The sequence below is a fragment of the Methylobacterium sp. J-059 genome, assembly GCF_022829485.1.
GTDB lineage: Bacteria > Pseudomonadota > Alphaproteobacteria > Rhizobiales > Beijerinckiaceae > Methylobacterium.
The window spans coordinates 1-18,500 of sequence record NZ_JAKSYA010000169.1 but is presented as its reverse complement, the minus strand read 5'-3'; the positions used below and the strand labels follow the sequence as shown (position 1 = coordinate 18,500).

Annotated in this window: 17 protein-coding genes and 1 pseudogene; 4 read left to right on the top strand and 14 right to left on the bottom strand. The window is 71.8% G+C overall.

Translation table 11 applies throughout. From position 1 onward, the window contains the following. A pseudogene (locus MKK55_RS25855) lies at nt 1-220 on the bottom strand (hypothetical protein); the annotation flags it as partial. A 309-nt stretch (nt 221-529) separates the two neighbouring features. Here MKK55_RS25855 and MKK55_RS25850 point away from each other — a divergent pair. Beyond that, the gene (locus MKK55_RS25850; protein WP_187274756.1) at nt 530-682 is read left to right on the top strand and encodes a hypothetical protein; all 153 of its coding nucleotides are present in this window, start codon (nt 530-532) and stop codon (nt 680-682) included. Nucleotides 683-778: 96 nt separating this feature from the next. On the opposite strand, the gene MKK55_RS25845 is transcribed toward MKK55_RS25850, so the two are convergent. From MKK55_RS25845 to MKK55_RS25790, 12 genes are all read right to left on the bottom strand, one after another. Next, the gene (locus MKK55_RS25845; RefSeq protein WP_243938390.1) at nt 779-1,822 is read right to left on the bottom strand and encodes a cytochrome-c peroxidase; all 1,044 of its coding nucleotides are present in this window, start codon (nt 1,820-1,822) and stop codon (nt 779-781) included. A gap of 169 nt (nt 1,823-1,991) precedes the next feature. Further along, nucleotides 1,992-2,567 (bottom strand): sigma-70 family RNA polymerase sigma factor, encoded by a 576-nt coding sequence (locus MKK55_RS25840; RefSeq protein ID WP_147844126.1) that lies wholly within the window; start codon nt 2,565-2,567, stop codon nt 1,992-1,994. Continuing rightward, nucleotides 2,564-2,809, bottom strand: coding sequence for a hypothetical protein (locus MKK55_RS25835; protein ID WP_243938388.1), 246 nt, complete (start codon nt 2,807-2,809; stop codon nt 2,564-2,566). Before MKK55_RS25835 ends, MKK55_RS25840 begins: the two co-directional genes overlap by 4 nt. A 553-nt stretch (nt 2,810-3,362) precedes the next feature. Then, complete coding sequence (locus tag MKK55_RS25830; protein ID WP_243938386.1) at nt 3,363-3,638, bottom strand: hypothetical protein; 276 nt, start codon at nt 3,636-3,638, stop codon at nt 3,363-3,365. Between the two features lie 245 nt (nt 3,639-3,883). Then, nucleotides 3,884-4,168 (bottom strand): hypothetical protein, encoded by a 285-nt coding sequence (locus MKK55_RS25825; protein ID WP_243938384.1) that lies wholly within the window; start codon nt 4,166-4,168, stop codon nt 3,884-3,886. A gap of 86 nt (nt 4,169-4,254) precedes the next feature. Then, the gene (gene recJ / locus MKK55_RS25820; protein WP_147858907.1) at nt 4,255-6,072 is read right to left on the bottom strand and encodes a single-stranded-DNA-specific exonuclease RecJ; all 1,818 of its coding nucleotides are present in this window, start codon (nt 6,070-6,072) and stop codon (nt 4,255-4,257) included. A gap of 46 nt (nt 6,073-6,118) precedes the next feature. Beyond that, nucleotides 6,119-7,771: a sensor histidine kinase gene (locus MKK55_RS25815; RefSeq protein WP_243938382.1), complete on the bottom strand. Its 1,653-nt coding sequence runs from the start codon at nt 7,769-7,771 to the stop codon at nt 6,119-6,121. 267 nt (nt 7,772-8,038) lie between these two features. Next, entirely contained in the window at nt 8,039-9,436 is a 1,398-nt protein-coding gene (locus MKK55_RS25810) for an NAD(P)(+) transhydrogenase (Re/Si-specific) subunit beta (RefSeq protein WP_147726549.1), read from the bottom strand. A gap of 3 nt (nt 9,437-9,439) precedes the next feature. After that, nucleotides 9,440-9,889 carry an NAD(P) transhydrogenase subunit alpha gene (locus MKK55_RS25805; RefSeq protein WP_147726547.1) on the bottom strand — a complete coding sequence of 150 codons (450 nt, stop codon included), beginning with the start codon at nt 9,887-9,889 and terminating at the stop codon, nt 9,440-9,442. A 22-nt stretch (nt 9,890-9,911) separates the two neighbouring features. After that, on the bottom strand, nt 9,912-11,165 hold the full coding sequence (locus MKK55_RS25800; protein WP_243938380.1) for a Re/Si-specific NAD(P)(+) transhydrogenase subunit alpha: 1,254 nt from the start codon (nt 11,163-11,165) through the stop codon (nt 9,912-9,914). A gap of 156 nt (nt 11,166-11,321) precedes the next feature. Further along, on the bottom strand, nt 11,322-11,615 hold the full coding sequence (locus MKK55_RS25795; protein WP_147726543.1) for an aa3-type cytochrome c oxidase subunit IV: 294 nt from the start codon (nt 11,613-11,615) through the stop codon (nt 11,322-11,324). A 187-nt stretch (nt 11,616-11,802) separates the two neighbouring features. Further along, nucleotides 11,803-13,176, bottom strand: coding sequence for an ABC1 kinase family protein (locus MKK55_RS25790; RefSeq protein WP_147726542.1), 1,374 nt, complete (start codon nt 13,174-13,176; stop codon nt 11,803-11,805). 531 nt (nt 13,177-13,707) lie between these two features. Here MKK55_RS25790 and MKK55_RS29140 point away from each other — a divergent pair. From MKK55_RS29140 to MKK55_RS25765, 3 genes are all read left to right on the top strand, one after another. Beyond that, nucleotides 13,708-16,911, top strand: a complete 3,204-nt coding sequence (locus MKK55_RS29140; protein WP_279596369.1) for an autotransporter serine protease — start codon at nt 13,708-13,710, stop codon at nt 16,909-16,911. A gap of 209 nt (nt 16,912-17,120) precedes the next feature. Next, the gene (locus MKK55_RS25770; protein WP_147726540.1) at nt 17,121-17,483 is read left to right on the top strand and encodes a hypothetical protein; all 363 of its coding nucleotides are present in this window, start codon (nt 17,121-17,123) and stop codon (nt 17,481-17,483) included. A 68-nt stretch (nt 17,484-17,551) separates the two neighbouring features. Then, nucleotides 17,552-17,761: a hypothetical protein gene (locus tag MKK55_RS25765; protein ID WP_147843038.1), complete on the top strand. Its 210-nt coding sequence runs from the start codon at nt 17,552-17,554 to the stop codon at nt 17,759-17,761. Between the two features lie 6 nt (nt 17,762-17,767). Here MKK55_RS25765 and MKK55_RS25760 read toward each other — a convergent pair whose 3' ends face one another. Then, entirely contained in the window at nt 17,768-17,932 is a 165-nt protein-coding gene (locus MKK55_RS25760; protein ID WP_187274755.1) for a hypothetical protein, read from the bottom strand. Nucleotides 17,933-18,500 lie beyond the last annotated feature (568 nt).

Here is an 18,500-nt window from a genome sequence, read left to right as displayed (position 1 = left end):
CGGCGAGGCACCCGAACATCAGGCACAGGACCGACAGGCCGACGAGCCACTCGAAGTCGAGGCAGAGCACCTGCTCGAGGCCGCGGGGCTGGCCGGCGACGTCGTAGGCGCAGAACCACTTCACATGGGCGCTGGCCTCGCTGCTGGCGAGCAGGGTCGCGGGAAGGGCTAGGGCGCCGGCAAGAAACGGAGAAGAGCAACGCCACTCAAAGGTCCGCATCGAAGCCTCGTCACAACGGGTCAGAACAGTGCTTACCGATGCATTTAGAACTAAGCCGCCGGATTTTGCCAAGGGTTTGTTAACGTCCGTGTCGAAAAGGTTAACGCTGTGGGTGCCGGGTAGAATCGGCTGAAAGCGAATCCCGTCTAGGGCGCCGTGCCGGGCAACGCGCCATTCAGCATGGACGCGGATTCCCAGCTCTTCGGACCGCCGCGCAAGAGTTCGCTCAGTGTTGGCCGGCGATCCTGGCGCGGCCGGAACCCGACATCGCCGGCCGGACCAAGCGTGGGGGGATTGCGGATGATCGGCTTGGCAAGTCTCGCGAGCCTCGGTGCCGGGATCGGGCTGGCCGGCTTCGCGCCGCGTGCGGGCCTGCGCGCCGCCACCTTCGAATCCTGCGGCGGCGTGCTTCTGGTGACCGGCCTCGCCCTGCTCGGCGCTGGGCTGCCGCTGTTCCGCTAGGGCATTCCCCAGCGAGGTGGATCGAGGGGCGCGCGACGATGCTGCCGGCGACGCCGCCGCGGACGCATCGGGGGCCGCGCCCGCCGTCCGGCCCGGTTACGGCTTCGGCGCGTCGCCGGTCAGGTCCGCGAGGGCGCGGTCGTTCCCGGCCGGCGCGGTGAGCGTCTGCAGGAAGGCCAGCAGGTCGGCCTTCTCCGCGCTCGTGAGGTTCAGCGGGCGGATCTCCGGCGAGCGGCTCGGGCGTGCGATGCCGCCGCGGTCGTAGAGATCGATCACCGCCTCCAGCGTCGCGATCGATCCGTCATGCATGTAGGCGCCGCGGCCGGCGACCTCGCGCAGGCCGGGGGTCTTGAAGGCGTAGCGCAGGGCCTCCGAGCTCGGCACGAAGCGCCCGCGTCCGAGATCCGCGCCGGTCGCCGTGCCGATGTCGTGGAACGAGCCGTCGGTGAAGGCCCAGCCGCCATGGCAGGCGGCGCAGTTCGCGCGGCCGTTGAACAGGTCGAAGCCGCGCTTGGCGGCGACCGGGATCGCCGTCTCGTCGCCCGCGATCCAGCGGTCGAACGGGCTCACGCCGGACACGATCAGGCGCTGGAAGGTGGCGAGCGCCGCCTCGATCCGGTCCTTGGTGACGCCGGGATCGGCGAAGGCCTCGGCGAAGGCGGCGGCATAGGCGGCATCCGCCGACAGGCGCGCCACCGCGTCGTCGGCGGGCAGGCCCATGTTGCCGGGCGCGCTGATCGGGACGAAGGCGACGCTCTCGAGGTCGCGGAACTTGCCGTCCCAGCCGAGGCGGCCCTCCTGCCAAGCGATGTTGAGCAGGCTCGGCGTCCGCAGGTCCATGTCGGAATCGTTGCGGGCCGGCGCGCGCTTGCGCCCGTCCGCCCAGGCGAGGTCGGGCAGGTGGCAGGTCACGCAGGCCCGGTCGCGGTCGGCCGACAGGATCGGATCGAAGAACAGCTTCCGGCCGAGTTCCGCCTTGGCCTGGGCGTAGGGATTGGTCTCCGGGAACGGGATCGCGGAAGGCGGGGCATAGGCCTCGCGCCAGGCGGCCCGCTGCGCCGCCGGTCCGCTCGCGGCCGGACCGCAAACCGCACCGAGCATCACAATTGCGGCGATACCGCCGCCGAGCTTCCATCGCATCGCAGAGCTCCCAAGGGGAGGGTCTACGATGCGATGTCTTGCAGATCCGTAAAGCCTTCGTTTCGATTATGGTCCTGCCCGAGAATTATATTCCCGAAACCTCAACGATAACTTGAACCTCAGCGAACATGCCGCGACGTCATGCCCCCGCCCCGATCCGGGGCGGCGATCAGCGGGCGTCGAGGGCGGCGCGGGTGCGGGCGTCGGTGCCGACGTCGCCGGCGTCGTCCATGCCGAGGCTCTCGATCAGCCGCCCGCGCGCGCGGCTGACCCGGCTCTTGATCGTGCCGACGGCGACCCCGCAGATCTCGGCCGCCTCCTCGTAGGTGAAGCTCTGCGCGCCGACGAGGACCAGCGCCTCGCGCTGGGCCAGCGGCAGCAGGTTCAGCGCGCTCTGGAACGCGCGCATCTCCACGCGGACCTCCTGCTCGGGCAGGCTGGTCAGCCGCCCGGCATGGCCGCCGTCGGCATCCTCGATCTCGCGCTTGCGCTTGCGCTGCTCGGAATAGAACAGGTTGCGCAGGATCGTGAACAGCCACGCCGTGAGGTTGGTGCCGCGGCGGAAGCTCTCGGCCTTGGTCCAGGCCCGCATCAGCGTGTCCTGCACGAGGTCGTCGGTGCGGTCGAAATCGTAGGTCAGCGAGAAGGCGAAGGCGCGCAGCGCCGGGATCGCGCCGAGCAGGAGGTCGCGCATCTCGGCGTCGGCGCCGGCGGGCGTTCCGACGGGGGCACAGGCCTGGATCATCGCGCGGACTCCTTTTCCGACCGGGCGGCGAATTCCGCGACGAGCGCCTCGAACCGCTCGAGGATCGGCTGGGCGAGCAGGCCCGCGTAGAGCACCCGCAGGCTGCGCCCGATCCGGCGCCGCGTCTCCGGATCGAGCCGCCGGTCGCCGCCGCGCGGCCGCCGCTCGGGCGTCGGCACGGCATCGCCGGCCACGGGCCCGATCGCGTCGTCGGCACCGCGTTCGTCGGAGATGTCGTGCATCGTCGGCCGTCCTGGCAAAGCGGGGCGACGCCTCGCGACCTGACCGCCTGCGAACGACCGGGCGCGGCCCTCAGGCCTCCGGTGCGTCGCGGACGCCAGGTCCGTCGCCGTGGCTACGGGTGCTAGGGCCGGGCGGTTTAATCAAGTCTGAAAAAGACATTCACCTAGAATTCATCACCATAGGCCGCGACATCATCTTATGGTCAAGCTGGCGATTTTGTCAATTTGTATGTTTTTCGCAACCTTGATACATCTGGTTACATTCCAATGTTCGAAACCTGACGGTCTGGACTTCGGGCGGCGGCAGCCGGCGGCGCGCCGCGGCGTCCCGGCCGAGGGCGCGGATGCATCGTCGAAGCTCAGCGCGGCCCCTCTCCCGCTGGGGAGAGGGGACCGCGTCCTCTTCGGCTCGCGAGAACGATGGGCGCCGTCCGTCAGAGCGAAATCGGAACGCTGACGGAGCCGTAGGCGGTGACGACGAGGCCGCAGACGAAGGCGCCGATCATCGCGTCGTCGAACAGCGTCATGGTCTCGATCCCGGTCCGCGTCCCGCTCAGCAACGGCTGCCGCCTCTGGTCTGGCCGTACTGCCTCACCGGCCGGGTCTGCCGGTTGGCGTCGCCCTCGCTCGCCGAGCTCGGCACGCACCCGCCGGTGCGCGGCGTGCCGTCGACGCCGATCCCGACCGAACCCGTGGTCAGGTCGTCAGAGGGGGACGGCGGCGCGAAGCGGTCGACGGGGGCCTCGTAGCTGAACGCGCGCGCGGACGAGACGGGGGCGGAAACGCCGATGACGAGAGCGGCCGCGACGGCAACGAAACGCAACGTCATGACGATAGAAGACGCCTTCCAGCAATACAGGCCGCCGGTTCGGCACGGTCTGATCTTGCGTGAAGCTCATATGGATCGCCCCTGACCCTCACGACGTGATGGGCCCCACGCGGCACGGCGGATGAAACGCTGGGCCGGATCGGGACGATCGCGTCACGACGATCCGGCGGGTGGCTTCGGGAGGGCGGATCCGGGCTTCGCGGGCTTGCCGGATCCGGCCTCCCTTCGATCGCGCGAGAACCGTGTCAGGGCTTGAAGTAGGGCCGTGCGACGACCGGCGACGCATCGCCGGGCCGGACGCGCGCGGCGTGCACGACGCGGCGGGCGCTCCGGGCGGGCCGCACCGTGCGCGGTGCCGCGAACCGCTCGTCGCGCATCTCGCCGAGGTAGTCCGAGCCGCCCGCCCCGAAGACGCCGCCCTGCACCACGCCGGCCGAGGGCGGGCGGCCCATGAAGAATTCCTCGGCCCCGCCGGCGAGCGCCGGCGCTGCGGCGAGGAGAAGGGCGACGGCGGGGAGGAAGGAGCGCATGCGCGCAGCTTAGGGCCGCGCGCCTCCACGCCGCGTTAACGATGTCGCGAGAGTGGACGGACCGGCATCGCGCGGGGCGGCGGCGATCACGCGGCGGGGCTTAGGTCGCAGATGCGGACCTGCGCGCGCTCGGCCCCGCGCCAGCGGTCGCAGGCGAGCGTGCCGGCGACGTGGAACTCCGAGCCGATGCCCGCCAGGATCGCCTGCCCGAGCGGCGATTGCGCGCTGCGGAAGCTGATCGCGCCGACCGCCTGCCCGTCGCGGCTGCGCAGGCGCGCACGGACATGGCCGTGGCCGACGAGGCCGGCATCGACGATGCGGTGGCGCGGCAGGGCGAAGACCGGCTCCGGCGCCCCCTGCCCGAACGGGCCGGCGCGCTGGATCAGGCGGACGGTCTCGGCCGTGGCGCCGCCGGCGCTGACCGTGCCGTCGACGAGCAGTGCCTCGACCGCGCGCGCCTGCGCCACCGCGTCCGCCAGGTCCGCGGCGAGGAAGGCGGCAAAGCGCGTCAGGTCGGGGCCGGCGAGGGTCACGCCCGCGGCCATGGCGTGGCCGCCGCCCTTCGTCGCGAGACCCGCCGCGACGGCGGCGCGGACGGCGTGGCCGAGGTCGGCGCCGGCGATCGAGCGCCCCGAGCCGGTGGCCGTCCCGTCCGGCCGCAGGGCGAAGGCGAAGGCCGGTCGGCCGAAGCGCTCCTTGAGCCGCGCCGCGATCAGCCCGACGATGCCCGGATGCCATTCGGCGCTGCCCGCGACCAGCACCGGGCGATCGGGGTCGCGGCCGAGGGCGTGGTCCATCTCGGCCTCGGCCTCCGCCACGGCCTGCGCCTCGATCGCCTGGCGCTCGCGATTCAGGCGGTCGAGCTCGACCGCGATGCGGGCGGCCTCGGCGGGGTCGTCGGTGGTGAGCAGGCGCGCGCCCAGACCCGCGTCGCCGATGCGCCCGCCGGCGTTGATGCGGGGGCCGAGCAGATAGCCGAGGTGCCACGCCTCCGGCGGCCCGTCGAGGGCGGCGGCATCGAGGAGCGCCGCGAGGCCGTGGCGGCCGCGGGCGCGCATCACGGTCAGCCCCTGGACCACGAAGGCGCGGTTGAGGCCGGTCAGCGGCACCACGTCGGCGACGGTGGCCAGCGCCACCAGGTCGAGGGCGTCGGTCAGCGACGGCTCGGGGCGCGCGGCGAAGGCCCCCTCCGCCCGCAGCGTCCGGGCCAGGGCCACCAGCGTCAGGAACACGACGCCCGCGGCGCAGAGATGGCCGAGGCCCGACAGGTCGTCGAGGCGGTTCGGGTTCACCAGCGCGCGCACCGGCGGCAGCAGCTCGGGGGCGCCGTGGTGGTCGAGGACGAGCACGTCAAGGCCGATCCGCGCCGCCTCCGCCAGGGGCCCGTGCCCGCTGGTGCCGCAATCGACGCAGACCAGCAGGGTCGCCCCCTCCCCCGCCAGCGCGGCGACCGCGGCGGTGTTCGGGCCGTAGCCCTCGGTGATCCGGTCGGGGATGTGGATGCGGGTCGGCACGCCGAGCGCGCGCAGGTATCCGGCCAGCAGGGCCGCGCTCGCGGCGCCGTCGACGTCGTAATCGCCGAACACCGCGACGCTCTCGCCCTGCCGCACCGCCCGCGCGAGGCGATCGGCGGCGGCTTCCATGTCGACGAGGCAGGCGGGGTCGGGCATCAGGTCGCGCAGGCGCGGGCGCAGGTAGGCCTCCGACCCGTCCGGCCGGACGCCGCGCCCGGCAAGCACGCGGGCCAGCAGCTCCGGCAGGCCATGGGCCTGGACCATGGTGGCGGCGTAGGCCTGCGCGGCCGGGTCGGCGCAGCGCTCCCGCCACGGCCGCCCGAGGATGGACCGGGTGACGCCGAGGAAGGCGCGGGACTCTGGAAGCAGGGCTGACACGGGGCGCACCATAGACCGCAACGGCGGCCAAATCCCGGTCCGCGTGCGGGCGTCGGCGCTACTCGTCGGCCTCCATCCCGGCCAGGGGCACGGCCAGCTCGCACAGCACGCCGTCGGGCGGGTAGGTCAGGCGGACCTCGCCGCCGATCGCCCCGGCGAGGCCGCGCTCGATCAGGCGGCTGCCGAACCCCATCCGGGTCGGGTGCGCGACCCGCGGCCCACCGCTCTCGGCCCAGCGCAGCCGGACCATCGGCTCGCGGCCCTCCGGGTCGATCGACCAGTCCACCACCACGAAGCCCGCGGGCGTCGAGAGGGCGCCGTACTTGGCGGCGTTCGTCGCCAGCTCGTGGATCATCAGCGACAGCGACAGGGCGGCCTTGGAGCCGACCTGAACGTGCGGCCCGAACAGCCGCAGGCGGCCCGCCTGGGCATCGTCGTGGATCGTCAGCGCGCCGTGGACGACCTTCTCCAGGCTGGCGCTCTCGCGGGTGCCGTCGAGCAGGATGTCGTGGGCCTTGCCGAGCGCGATCAGCCGGTTGGCGAGGGCGTCGCGGGCGGCTTCGAGGTCGGTGGCGTTGCGCATGGTCTGCATCGCGATGGCCTGCACCATCGCCAGCGTGTTCTTCATGCGGTGGCTGAGCTCGCGGTTGAGCACCGCCTGCTGCTCCTCGGCCCGCAGGCGGCCGATGCCGACCTGGACCCGGTCCGCGACGTTGCGGGCGAAGGCGATCTCCTCCGGCAGCCAGTCGCGCGGCGCGGCGGCGTGGACGAAGAACAGCCCCACCGTGCGCCCGCGCTCCCGCACCGGCACGTCGAGCATCGCGCCGATGGCGAGCGCCGCGAACGGAGTCGCGAACGCGGCGGTGCGCGGATCGTCCGCGACCGCGCGGACGACGAGGGCGTCGCCGCGCTCGATCGAGGCGCCCAGCCGGCCGAAATCGGCGAAGCGATGGGTCCCGGCGAGGCTGCCGGCGCCGGACGCGGTCCAGTCCTCGAGGACGGTGACCTGCGCCCCGCTGGCGTCGATCTCGCCGTAGCCGGCCCGGCTCGCATCGAGCGTCCGCCCGACGATCGCCGCCGCCTTGGCGGTCATCGCCGCCACCGAGGCCACGTCGCGCAGGTGGTCGCCGAGCTCGATCAGGGCCGCCCGGCGGATCGAGGCGGCGCGGGTCAGGCGCTCCTCCGCCCGCAGGCGGACCAGCTGGCGCCGCTCGCGCATCAGGATCATGATCTGCCGCGCGAGCCGCCGCAGCGCGTCCGCCTGCTCCTCGGTGAGGCCGTCGGGCCGGGGCACATTGTCGATCACGCAGAGGCTGCCCAGCGCCCTGCCGCTCGTCGTGCGCAGCGGCGCCCCGGCATAGAAGCGGATCCGCGGATCGCCGGTCACCAGCGGGTTGTCGCGGGTGCGCGAGTCCAGCGTCAGGTCGGGGATGACGAGGAGATCGGGCTCGCCGAGCGCGTACTTGCAGACCGACGCGTTCAGGTCGGTCTCGCAGCGCGGGAAGCCGACGCGGGCCTTGAACCACTGCCGGTCGGCGGCGACGAGGCTGACCAGGGCCACGGGGGCGAGGCAGATCGTGCGGGCGATCTGCACCGCGTCGTCGAAGGCTTCCTCGGGTGCCGTGTCGAGGACGGCGAACGCTTCCAACTCGGCCAGTCGATCGGGATCGGAAGTCTCGGGCGACATGCCAGCCCCGGGTTGGAGATCCATCGCGCCGGATCGGCGGTCGGCGTTGCGCGTTGTAGGGCCCCGCTCGACGTCTGTCATGCCTGGAGCATCGTCCGTGATCCAGGGATCACGGACGATGCTCCATCGCGCTGAGAGTGCGCGTTTTCTTCACGCGAGCCGGGATCCGCCTCGCTTGAGGACGCTCCGGCGCCATTCCCGCGGGCCGCCGCCGAGGACGCGAGGGCTGCGCGACGAAAAAAGGGCGGGCATCGCTGCCCGCCCTTCGACCCCGACCCCGGGGAGCCCGGATCAGAGGTTCTTGAGGATCTGGTCGACGACCTTCTTGGCGTCGCCGAACAGCATCATCGTGTTGTCGCGGAAGAACACCTCGTTCTCGACGCCGGCGTAGCCCGAGCCCATGCCGCGCTTGATGAACAGCACGGTCTTGGCCCGCTCCACGTCGAGGATCGGCATGCCGTAGATCGGCGAGGTCTTGTCGGTCTTGGCGGCCGGGTTGGTGACGTCGTTGGCGCCGATCACGAAGGCCACGTCGGCCTGCGGGAACTCGCCGTTGATGTCCTCCAGCTCGAACACCTCGTCGTAGGGGACGTTGGCTTCGGCGAGCAGCACGTTCATGTGGCCGGGCATGCGGCCGGCGACGGGATGGATGGCGTACTTCACGTCGACGCCCTCCTTCTTGAGCAGGTCGGCCATCTCGCGGAGCGAGTGCTGGGCCTGCGCCACCGCCATGCCGTAACCCGGCACGATGATGACCCGCTCGGCGTTCTTCATGATGTAGGCCGCGTCGTCCGACGAGCCCTGCTTGACCGGCCGGGTCTCGACCTCGCCGCCGCCGGCCGCAGCCGCGTCGCCGCCGAAGCCGCCGAGGATCACCGAGATGAACGAGCGGTTCATCGCGTGGCACATGATGTAGGACAGGATCGCGCCCGAGGAGCCGACCAGCGCGCCGGTGATGATCAGCGCGAGGTTGCCGAGCGTGAAGCCGATGCCGGCCGCGGCCCAGCCCGAGTACGAGTTCAGCATCGAGACGACGACGGGCATGTCGGCGCCGCCGATCGGGATGATGAGCAGGCCGCCGAGCGCGAACGACAGCAGCACGATCAGCCAGAACACGACCTTGCTCTCGCCGCCGATGAACACCGCGATCAGCACGACCAGCGCCACCGCGAGGCCGATGTTGATGAGGTGGCGGCTCGGCAGCATGATCGGCTTGCCGGACATGCGTCCGTCGAGCTTGGCGAAGGCGATGACCGAGCCGGTGAAGGTGATCGCGCCGATCGCCGCGCCGAGCGCCATCTCGAACAGCGACTCCTTGTGGATGTGGCCGTTCTCGAGGATGCCCACCGCCTGCGGCGCGTAGAGGGTCGCCGCCGCGCCCGCGACGGCGGCGAGGCCAACGAGCGAGTGGAAGGCCGCCACGAGCTGCGGCATCGCCGTCATCGGCACGCGCTTGGCGATGACCGCACCCGCGCCGCCGCCGATGGCGAGCCCGAGGAAGACGAGGAGCCAGGCGGCCGCGCCGGCCGGCGGATGGCCGACCAGGGTGGTGAGCACGGCGAGGGCCATGCCGATCATGCCGTAGAGGTTGCCCTGCCGCGACGTCGTCGGGTGCGAGAGCCCCCGCAGCGCCATGATGAACAGGACGCCCGAGACGATGTATAGAAGGGCGGAGACGTTCTGGGACATGTCTCAGGCCTTCTTCTTGTACATGGCGAGCATGCGCTGGGTCACCAGGAAGCCGCCGAAGATGTTCACGCTCGCCAGCACGATGCCGATGAACCCGAAAGCGCGGGCCCAGCCGGTGCCCTTCTCGATCAGGGGCACGCCGGCGGCCAGGATCGCGCCGACGATGATCACCGACGAGATCGCGTTGGTGACCGACATCAGCGGCGTGTGCAGCGCCGGGGTCACCGACCACACCACGTAGTAGCCGACGAAGATCGCGAGCACGAAGATCGCGAGCTGGAACACGGTGGCGTCGACCGCGCCGTGGGTCACGGCGCTGAGACCGTGGCCGACGCCGTCGGCGATGGCCTGGGCCTGGTCGGCGGCGTTGCGCGCGGCGGCGGCGGCCGAGCGCGCGGTGTCGGCGAGGACGCGGGTCTGGTCGACCGCCTGATCGGGGGGGATGTTGGCCATCGTTATGCTCCTCGCGACCGGCCTACGCCGCGCCCGTTGCCTGTGTGCTGGGTGACTGCGACACCCCGGTCTTCGACAGCCCGACCGAGGCCTGCTCGGATTGCGGCGCGTCCTGCGGGCGGTCGGCGACCGCCGCGTCGGCCTTCGGCTGGAAGGACGGGTGCACGACGGCGCCGTCGTGGGTCAGGTTCGTGGCCTTGACGAGCTCGTCGTCCCACTTGATCGCCAGAGCCTTCGACTCCTTGTCGACCAGGGTCTCGACGAAGGCGTAGAGGTTGCGCGCGTAGAGCGCCGAGGCGCTCGCCGCGAGGCGGCCGGCGACGTTGAGGTGGCCGACGATCTTCACGCCGCGATCGTTCACCACGACCTCGCCGGGCTTGGCGCCCTCGACGTTGCCGCCGCGCTCGACCGCGAGGTCGACCAGCACCGAGCCAGGCTTCATCGAGGCGACCATCGCCGCCGAGACGAGCTTCGGCGCCGGGCGCCCGGGGATCAGCGCCGTGGTGATGACGATGTCCTGCTTGGCGATGTGGGTCGCGACCAGCTCGGCCTGCTTCTTCTGGTACTCGGCCGACATCTCCTTGGCGTAGCCGCCCTTGGTCTCGGCCTGCTTGAACTCGTCGTCCTCGACGGCGACGAACTTCGCACCGAGCGACTCGACCTGCTCCTTGGTGGCGGGGCGCACGTCGGTGGCGGTGACGACCGCGCCCATGCGGCGCGCCGTGGCGATCGCCTGGAGCCCGGCGACGCCGACGCCCATCACGAACACGCGGGCGGCGGGCACGGTGCCGGCCGCCGTCATCATCATCGGCATGGCGCGGCCGTACTCGGAGGCACCGTCGACCACCGAACGGTAGCCAGCGAGGTTGGCCTGGCTCGAGAGCACGTCCATCACCTGCGCACGGGTGATGCGCGGCATCAGCTCCATGGCGAAGCCGTCGACGCCGGCCTCGGCCATCGCCTGCAGCTCGGCCTCGCGGCCGTAGGGGTCCATGATCGCGACGACCACGGCGCCCCGCTTCAGGAGCTTCAGCTCGTCGGCGGCGGGGCGGCGGACCTTGAGGATCAGGTCGGCGTCGCGGGCGGCCTCCTCGGCCGAGGCCGCGACCGAGGCGCCGACGGCCTCGTACTCGGAATCCGGCATGCCGGCCTTCAGCCCGGCGCCCGACTGCACGGTCACGTCCGCGCCGAGCGCCAGGAACTTCTTGACCGTCTCGGGCACCGCCGCGACCCGCGGTTCCGCGGAATCGGTCTCCGACAGGACAGCGATGCGCATTCAGGATTTCCCCTCGATGGACCGCTCCCGAATGCGCGAAATGGAACGGCTTTTCGAGGCGGGTTGAACGGACGGACTGACGGAAGCGTTACGATTGTAATGGCAGGCCCGGGCGCGGGGCGCGGACCGTCCCGGCCTCATGGAGAGGACGAGCATTCAGGCGAAGGCGAGGTAGAGCGCCATCAGGATGGCCACGACGCAAGGCGCGCGCCAGCCGATGTTCGGCGCGAAGGCGCCGAGCGCGCCGGCCGCACTCGACAGGACGACGCCGAGGATCGCCGTGAGCCACGCCTCGCGGATGCCGCCGACCGCCAGCGCGAGCACCCAGCAGATCACCACCCCGGTGGCGATCTCGACGAAGCGGACGAATCCCCGATAGGTCTGCTCGTGCGTCTTCGCGTCCATCGCGGGGCTGTAGGCCACCCCGGAAACGCCCTTCGTATCGGCCATCGTGCGCTCGTCCTCGACGCTACCACTCTCGATGGGTGCGGGTTTAGCCCAAGCTTATTGCTGCCGCAATCGGCCGCAACCGGCATCGCACGGCTTCGCTTGGGCCTCAATTCACTTGCGCACAAAACACCCGCCGAACACGCGATCGTGAGCCGGCGAAGGCCGCCTCCGCGGCCCGCCGCCCCGGTCAGGCCGGCAGGGCCAGCCCCACCGCGCCGAGCGCCTCGGCCTGCCGCGCCGCGAGGGCGTCGAGGCTGAAGCGCTCGATCTCGGCCTCGAACAGGCGGTGGTAGTTCAGCTCGGACTTGAGGTGCAGGAACACCGCGCCCAGGCCGACGGCGGCCCGGTCCATGAACACGAATTCCTGCGGCACCGTCACCGGGCCCCGCGCCTTGAGGGCCTGGTGCACCTCGAAGGCCTGGCGCCGGCCGTACTCGCCCGGCTTCACCCCGTCGGCGACGGTGCGCGTGCGGTCCTCCAGCAGCGGCCCGTAGATGAACCGCGCCCAGATGTTGAGGATCTCGATCTTCTCCTTGTCGAGGTCCTTGAAGCCCCAGACCTCGTAGGCGTGGACGATCCGGGCCATGTCGTCGGTGAGGAGGCCGCGGTAGAGGTCGACCACGCCGCCGACGAAGCGCGGATGGAAGATCCGCACGCAGCCGTAATCGAGCAGGTTGATGCCCTGCGGCTCCCGGTCCCCCGCGCCGCCCTCCGAGAACACGGTGTAGTTGCCGAGATGCGGGTCGCCATGGATCACCGCGGCGCGGCTGAACGGGTGCCACCACGCCTTGAACATCGCCTGCGCGATGCGGTTGCGGATCTCGACCGGCGACTCGGTGAAGCTCAGGATGCGCTCGCCGTCGAGCCAGCCGAGCGTGAGCAGGCGCTTGGTCGAGAGGTCCTCGTGGATCGCCGGCACGCGCACCTGCGCGATGTCCTTGAGCACGGCGCCGTAGAGCGCGCCGTGCTTGGCCTCGCGGGCGTAGTCGAGCTCCTCCCGCACCCGGGCGCCGATCTCCTTGGCGATCTCGCGGGTGTCGAGCCAGGAATTCATCCGCCGGTGCAGGGCGAAGGCGACCTCGAGCTGCTTCAGGTCGGCTTCCACGGCCGACTGCATGTCCGGGTACTGCAGCTTGCAGGCGAGCGCCGTGCCGTCGAGCGCGGTGGCGCGATGGACCTGGCCGAGCGAGGCGGCGGCGGCGGGCTTCAGGTCGAAGCGCTCGAACCGCGCCTGCCAGCCGACCCCGAGCTCGGCCTGCATCCGGCGCTTGACGAAGGCCGCGCCCATCGGCGGCGCATCCGATTGCAGCTTCTGCAGCTCGGCCGCGTATTCGGGCGGCAGCAGGTCGGGCACGGTGGCGAGCAGCTGCGCCACCTTCATGATCGGGCCCTTGAGGCCGCCGAGCGCCTGGGCGAGCGCCGCCGCGTTGGTGGTGCCCTCCTTGCCGAACAGGCGTGCGCCCGCCATCCGCGCGGCGACGCCGCCGACATTGGCGCCGACGCGGGCGTAGCGGCTGGCGCGGGCGGAAAAGCGGTTGGCTTCCGGATCGGTCTCTGACATCGGCTGGGTCTGCACCTCTCCCCGACCGCGGAGCGCGATCCGACCGTGTCGGACCGGGCGCTCCGGATCTTGCTTCGACGTGCTTGCCCTCGACGAACCGGACGCCGGACCCTCGGGACGCACACGACGGACCGGCGCGTCCGGACGCGTCCGCGGATCGCGGCATCCGGGAACGATCGTTCCGTGAGGCCGCAGATAAGCTCTTCGTCGCTTCCCGCCAGGGCGCTGGGTCCCTGGGTCGCGGCACCCTCCGCCGGCTGTCGCCGCGCCGGCCCGCCGGGCCGGCAGGGCGCTCCTCCACGGCGCGAATGTTGCCGCCCGGCCACAATCCCGAGCGATCGGAATTTCCATTCGTTTCCAGCTTGAGTCACGGAAACGTGAGGCTCATACGTTACTGAGTTCAAGAACGATGCGCATCGACAGGACATCGTGAATGCCCGAAGGAATGCGTCGATCGCATTCTTCGGAAAGAACACGCACCTTCGCGTGCCGCCATCGGCCGTAGTTCTTCACTCGAATACGGTGACATTCATGCCCTTGACCTTTCGTCCGCGCGCGCTCGGCGTCGCAGGCCTGACCTATGCCCTGTGCGCGACGGTTTCCCCGGCGGCTCTGGCGCAGTCGGCCGGCTACCAGGATCCCGGTCGCGTCGGCGACCCGGCAAGCTGGCGCACCCCGGAATACCTCGCCGATTACGGCAAGGCCTCGATGAACGCCGACCAAGCCTATGCCCGCGGCATCACCGGCAGGGGCGTCCTGGTCGGCTCGGTGGATTCGGGGTTCCTCGGGACGCATCCGGAATTCGCCGGTCGCGCTCGGGCGATCACCAACACCGGCAGCTATTCCTCGAGCAGCTTCCGCTACGACAGCGGCACGACGCGCTCGGACTTCTTCACCGCCGGCCAGCCCTATTCGGTGCCCGGCACCTGGGTGCGCGGCGTCAACGACGACCACGGCACCCACGTCGACGGCACCATCGTCGCCAACCGCGACGGCACCGGCACCCACGGCGTCGCCTTCGGCGCCCAGCTGATCGCGACCAACACCAACGGCACCGACTCGTCGATCTACGGCCCGAACGCGGACTACGCCTACTTCAAAGGCGCCTACGGCAACCTCGTCGCGCAGGGCGCACGGCTGATCAACAGCAGCTGGGGCAGCCCGCCGCCGCGCGACAACTACAACACGCTGGCCGGCCTCACGGCCGCCTACGCCCCCTTCACGCGCCAGCTGAGCTGGCTCAACGCCATCGCGGATGCGGGCCGCGCCGGCGTGATCCAGGTCGTCGCCGCCGGCAACGCCGGGGTCAACAACCCGACCATCCGCGCGGCGCTGCCCTACTTCCAACCGGACCTCGAGAAGGACTGGATCGCCGCGTCGGGCCTGAATGCCGCCGACCAGACCCAGTTCAACCGCTGCGGCGTCGCCAAGTACTGGTGCATCGCCGCGCCCGGCCGCAGCATCACCTCGACGGTGGTCAACCTCACGACCGGCGAGGCCGGCTACGGGGTGAAGAGCGGCACCTCGATGTCGGCCCCGCACGTCTCCGGCGCCCTGGCGCTGGTGATGGAGCGCTACGCCTACATGACCAACGAGCAGGCGCGCGACGTGCTGCTGACCACCGCCACCCATCTCGGGACCGGCCCCGCCGACGTGCCGAACGAGGTCTTCGGCTGGGGCAAGATCGACCTCGGCCGCGCGATGAACGGCCCGGGCCAGTTCCTCGGCCGCTTCGACGCCAACCTCGGCGCCGGCGTCGCCGACACCTGGTCGAACAACATCTCCGACGCGGCCCTGCGCCAGCGCTTCGTCGAGGACAGCGCCGAGCACGCGGCCTGGGAGCAGACGAAGGCGGCGCGCGGCTGGACGAACGGGCTGCCCGCGACGGCGACGCCCGACGAGCAGGCCGAGTACGGATGGCGGGTCGCCCGCGACCAGGCCTTTTTCGCGCGCACCTACCAGGGCGGCCTGACGAAGTCCGGCGGCGGCGTGCTCGAGCTGACCGGGGCCAGCACCTATACCGGCACCACCGAGGTGAACGGCGGCCTCCTCGCGGTCAACGGCTCCATCACCTCGACGGCCAACGTCAACGCGGGCGGCACCCTCGGCGGCGGCGGCAGCGTCGGCGCCCTCAACGTCCGCGGCGGCGGAACGGTCGCGCCGGGCAACAGCATCGGGACGCTGACGGTCGCCGGCAACGCGACCTTCGCGGCCGGCTCGCTCTACGCCGTCGAGGTCGCGCCGGGCGGGCGCAGCGACCGGATCGCGGCGGCCGGCACGGCGCAGATCGCCGGCGGCACCGTCTCGGTGTCGCTGGAGAACGCCGCCGCGCCGCTCAGCGCGGCCGAAGCCCGGAGCCTGCTCGGGCAGCGCTACACCATCCTGACCGCGGCCGGCGGCGTCGCCGGGCGCTTCGACCTCGCGACCCCGAGCTACACCTTCATCGGGACCGACCTCGCCTACGGCGCCAACGCCGTCGACCTCTCGGTGTCGCGCAACGCGACGACCTTCGCCTCGGTCGGCACGACGCGCAACCAGTCCGCGGTCGGTGCCGGCATCGAAGGCCTCGGCGCCGGCAACCGCCTCTACGAGACCATCCTCGTGACCACCAACCCGGAGGCGGCGCGCAGCGCCTTCGGGTCGCTGGCCGGCGACATCCACGCGAGCACGGTCTCGGCCGAGTTCGAGACCGCGTTCTTCGTCCGCGAGGCGATCCTCGACCGGATGCGCTGGGGCTCCACCCCCGGGGCGCCCGAGAGCCTAAGCTACGGCACCCTGCCCGCCACCTACACGGCGGACCTGCCGGGGCGCCGCGTCGCGCCGTCGCCGGTGCCGATGCAGGTGATCGATCCGCGGGTCGCCGGGTTCTGGGGCCAGGGCTTCGGCGCCTTCGGGCAGGCGCGGACCGACGGCAACGCCGCCGGGCTCAACCGCCAGACCTCGGGCTTCGTGCTCGGCGGCGACGTGCGCCTCGAGAACGGCATCCGGGTCGGCGTGGCCGGCGGCTACACCACGACCAGCCTCGACACGGCCGGCCGCCTGCAATCGGCGACGATCGAGAGCGGCTTCGGCGGCGTCTACGGCGGCTACGAGCTCGGCCCGGCCTCGCTGCGGCTGGGCGCGGTCTACGCCGACAATTCGGCGCGCACGCGCCGCACCGCTCTGTTCGCCGGGCTGACCGACACGCCGAGCGCCCGCACCGGGGGCTCGACGATCCAGGGTTTCGGCGAGATTGGCTACCGGATCTTCCTCGGCGAGGGCCGCTCGGCGCTGGTCTCGAAGGATCCCGTCGCGCCGGCGGTCCAGGCGCTCAGCTACATCGAGCCGTTCGTCGGGGGCGCCTACGTCTCGATCGGGCGCGACCGCTTCGTGGAGACCGGGGGCCTCGCGGCGCTCACGAGCTTCGCCCGCGATTACGACCTCGGGGCGGCCACCGCCGGCGTCCGGGCGCAGACAAGCCTCGACCTCGGGTTCGGGACGCCGGTCTCGGCCCATGGCCTGATCGGCTACCGCCGCGCCTTCGGCGACGTCGTGCCCAAGGCGCTGCTCGCCTTCGGCACCGGACCGAGCTTCCTGACCGCCGGCATCCCGATCGACCGCGACGCCCTCGTCGCCGAGGCCGGGCTCGACCTGCGGGTCTCGGCCAACGCCACGATCGGCATCGCCTATACCGGGCAGGTCGGGTCCCGCGCCGAGGACCATGCGGCGAAGGGCAACTTCACCTATCGCTTCTGATACGCCGCTTGCGGCGCCGATGCGCCGCCCGGGCCCGGCCGACGATCCACGGCCGGGCCTCGCCGCGACGCAAGGGACGCCTCGGCCGGCGGCGCGCGCGGAGTCGGGTCACGGCGCTCGCGCAAGCGGCCGACGGAGCCGAGCGTTGCCCTCGGGTGTTGAGACGTTGCCGCGACGCCGAGGGAGCGTCGTCGGCCATGGATCCGCCGATGACCTACGCACGCGTCGCCTTCGCCCTGATCCTCTGCGCCGGCCCCTGTCTCGCCGCGCCGTCCCCGGCCGAGGAGGAGGCCGAGATGGTCCAGGGGATGGTGCGCATCGTCGGGGCGCAGGCCGGCATCACGCTGTACTGCCGGAAGACCTACACGATCGACGACACGGTGTCGGACGGGCTGCTCCGGACGGTTCGTCCCACCCTCGACAAGGCGATCGGCCACCGGCAGGCGCAGGCCGCGATCGACGAGGAAGGGCAGCGCCTCGCTCGGGAGATCGCGGAGGTCGGCGCCGAGCGCTGGTGCGCCGACCAGCGCGACATCCTCAACACCGACGGGGTCCGCGTCTTTTTGGACTGAGCGCCCGCCGTGGATCGGCCTCATTAACCGATCACCGGCATCCTACGATCCATCGTAAGGGTTCCAGCGTGCCGAAGATCCCCACCGTCGCCGTAGCCGGATTGTGGTCCGCGATCACCGTGGCGGCGCTCGGCGTCGTTGCGATGGATCAGGCGCAATCGATGCGCCGCGCCGACGCCATTCCCGCGCCGGCCGCCATCGCGGTCGATCCCGCGACCACGGCCGCGATCATCCTCACCGACGCGACCGGCAACCGATACCGGAAGCGGGTCGACTGAGAGCCGCTAGCTCGGCTGCTCCTCGGTCTGCGCGATCGCGGCCGCGTCGTCCATCGGCGGCGTCGGGCCGAGGTCGGGCATCGGATCGCCGGTCGGCTCCTGGGGGCCCGGCGACGGGTCTCCGATCGGCGCCGGATCGTCGCCCGGTCGCGGGGTGTCGGCGTCGCTCATCGTCTCGCTCCCAGGATGTGTCGGCGGGCAAAGCGGCGAGCAGCGCCCTCGTTCCCTGCTCCCTCGCCAAGCTCTGCTCCCTCGCCAAGTTCCATTCCGTCGTCGAGTGCTCCGCCGACGGAGGCGCCCCGGGGCAACCGTCGGGATCGCCGACCGCCACCGGAACCACGAGGCCGGTCGGCCACCCGGCTATCGACGGGAGGGATCGACGCTCGGCTGTCGCCGGTGGACCTTGCGAGAGCCATCGGGTCGGACCGCGTAGGCATTCCCGCTGCGGATCGCCTCATCCACGTTGCGCGGGCCGGCGATGCCCTCGGTGCCCCCGGGGGCCGTCGCCGGGAGCTGGCCGCCCGGCGGCGTCGGGGCCGCGCCCGAGAGCGCGAGGGCGGCGCCGCTCCAGGCGAGCGCCGCAGCCGTCACGCCGAGCGTAATTACCCAGGCCTGTGACGGCTGGGATCAGGCACCGACGGTCTTGAGGATGGTGCCGAATGGGCTGTGGCCTGCGAGGCGTGCGGTATCGACGACGGTGCGGATAGCGGCCTCGCCCTCGGCGGCCCACATGGCGCGG

Coding starts and splice junctions, on each gene's coding strand:
- MKK55_RS25845 (WP_243938390.1), bottom strand. CDS start 1,822: ATGCGATGGAAGCTCGGCGGCGGTATCGCCGCAATTGTGATGCTCGGT.
- MKK55_RS25840 (WP_147844126.1), bottom strand. CDS start 2,567: ATGATCCAGGCCTGTGCCCCCGTCGGAACGCCCGCCGGCGCCGACGCC.
- MKK55_RS25835 (WP_243938388.1), bottom strand. CDS start 2,809: ATGCACGACATCTCCGACGAACGCGGTGCCGACGACGCGATCGGGCCC.
- MKK55_RS25830 (WP_243938386.1), bottom strand. CDS start 3,638: ATGACGTTGCGTTTCGTTGCCGTCGCGGCCGCTCTCGTCATCGGCGTT.
- MKK55_RS25825 (WP_243938384.1), bottom strand. CDS start 4,168: ATGCGCTCCTTCCTCCCCGCCGTCGCCCTTCTCCTCGCCGCAGCGCCG.
- recJ (WP_147858907.1), bottom strand. CDS start 6,072: ATGGTGCGCCCCGTGTCAGCCCTGCTTCCAGAGTCCCGCGCCTTCCTC.
- MKK55_RS25815 (WP_243938382.1), bottom strand. CDS start 7,771: ATGGATCTCCAACCCGGGGCTGGCATGTCGCCCGAGACTTCCGATCCC.
- MKK55_RS25810 (WP_147726549.1), bottom strand. CDS start 9,436: ATGTCCCAGAACGTCTCCGCCCTTCTATACATCGTCTCGGGCGTCCTG.
- MKK55_RS25805 (WP_147726547.1), bottom strand. CDS start 9,889: ATGGCCAACATCCCCCCCGATCAGGCGGTCGACCAGACCCGCGTCCTC.
- MKK55_RS25800 (WP_243938380.1), bottom strand. CDS start 11,165: ATGCGCATCGCTGTCCTGTCGGAGACCGATTCCGCGGAACCGCGGGTC.
- MKK55_RS25795 (WP_147726543.1), bottom strand. CDS start 11,615: ATGGCCGATACGAAGGGCGTTTCCGGGGTGGCCTACAGCCCCGCGATG.
- MKK55_RS25790 (WP_147726542.1), bottom strand. CDS start 13,176: ATGTCAGAGACCGATCCGGAAGCCAACCGCTTTTCCGCCCGCGCCAGC.
- MKK55_RS29140 (WP_279596369.1), top strand. CDS start 13,708: ATGCCCTTGACCTTTCGTCCGCGCGCGCTCGGCGTCGCAGGCCTGACC.
- MKK55_RS25770 (WP_147726540.1), top strand. CDS start 17,121: ATGACCTACGCACGCGTCGCCTTCGCCCTGATCCTCTGCGCCGGCCCC.
- MKK55_RS25760 (WP_187274755.1), bottom strand. CDS start 17,932: ATGAGCGACGCCGACACCCCGCGACCGGGCGACGATCCGGCGCCGATC.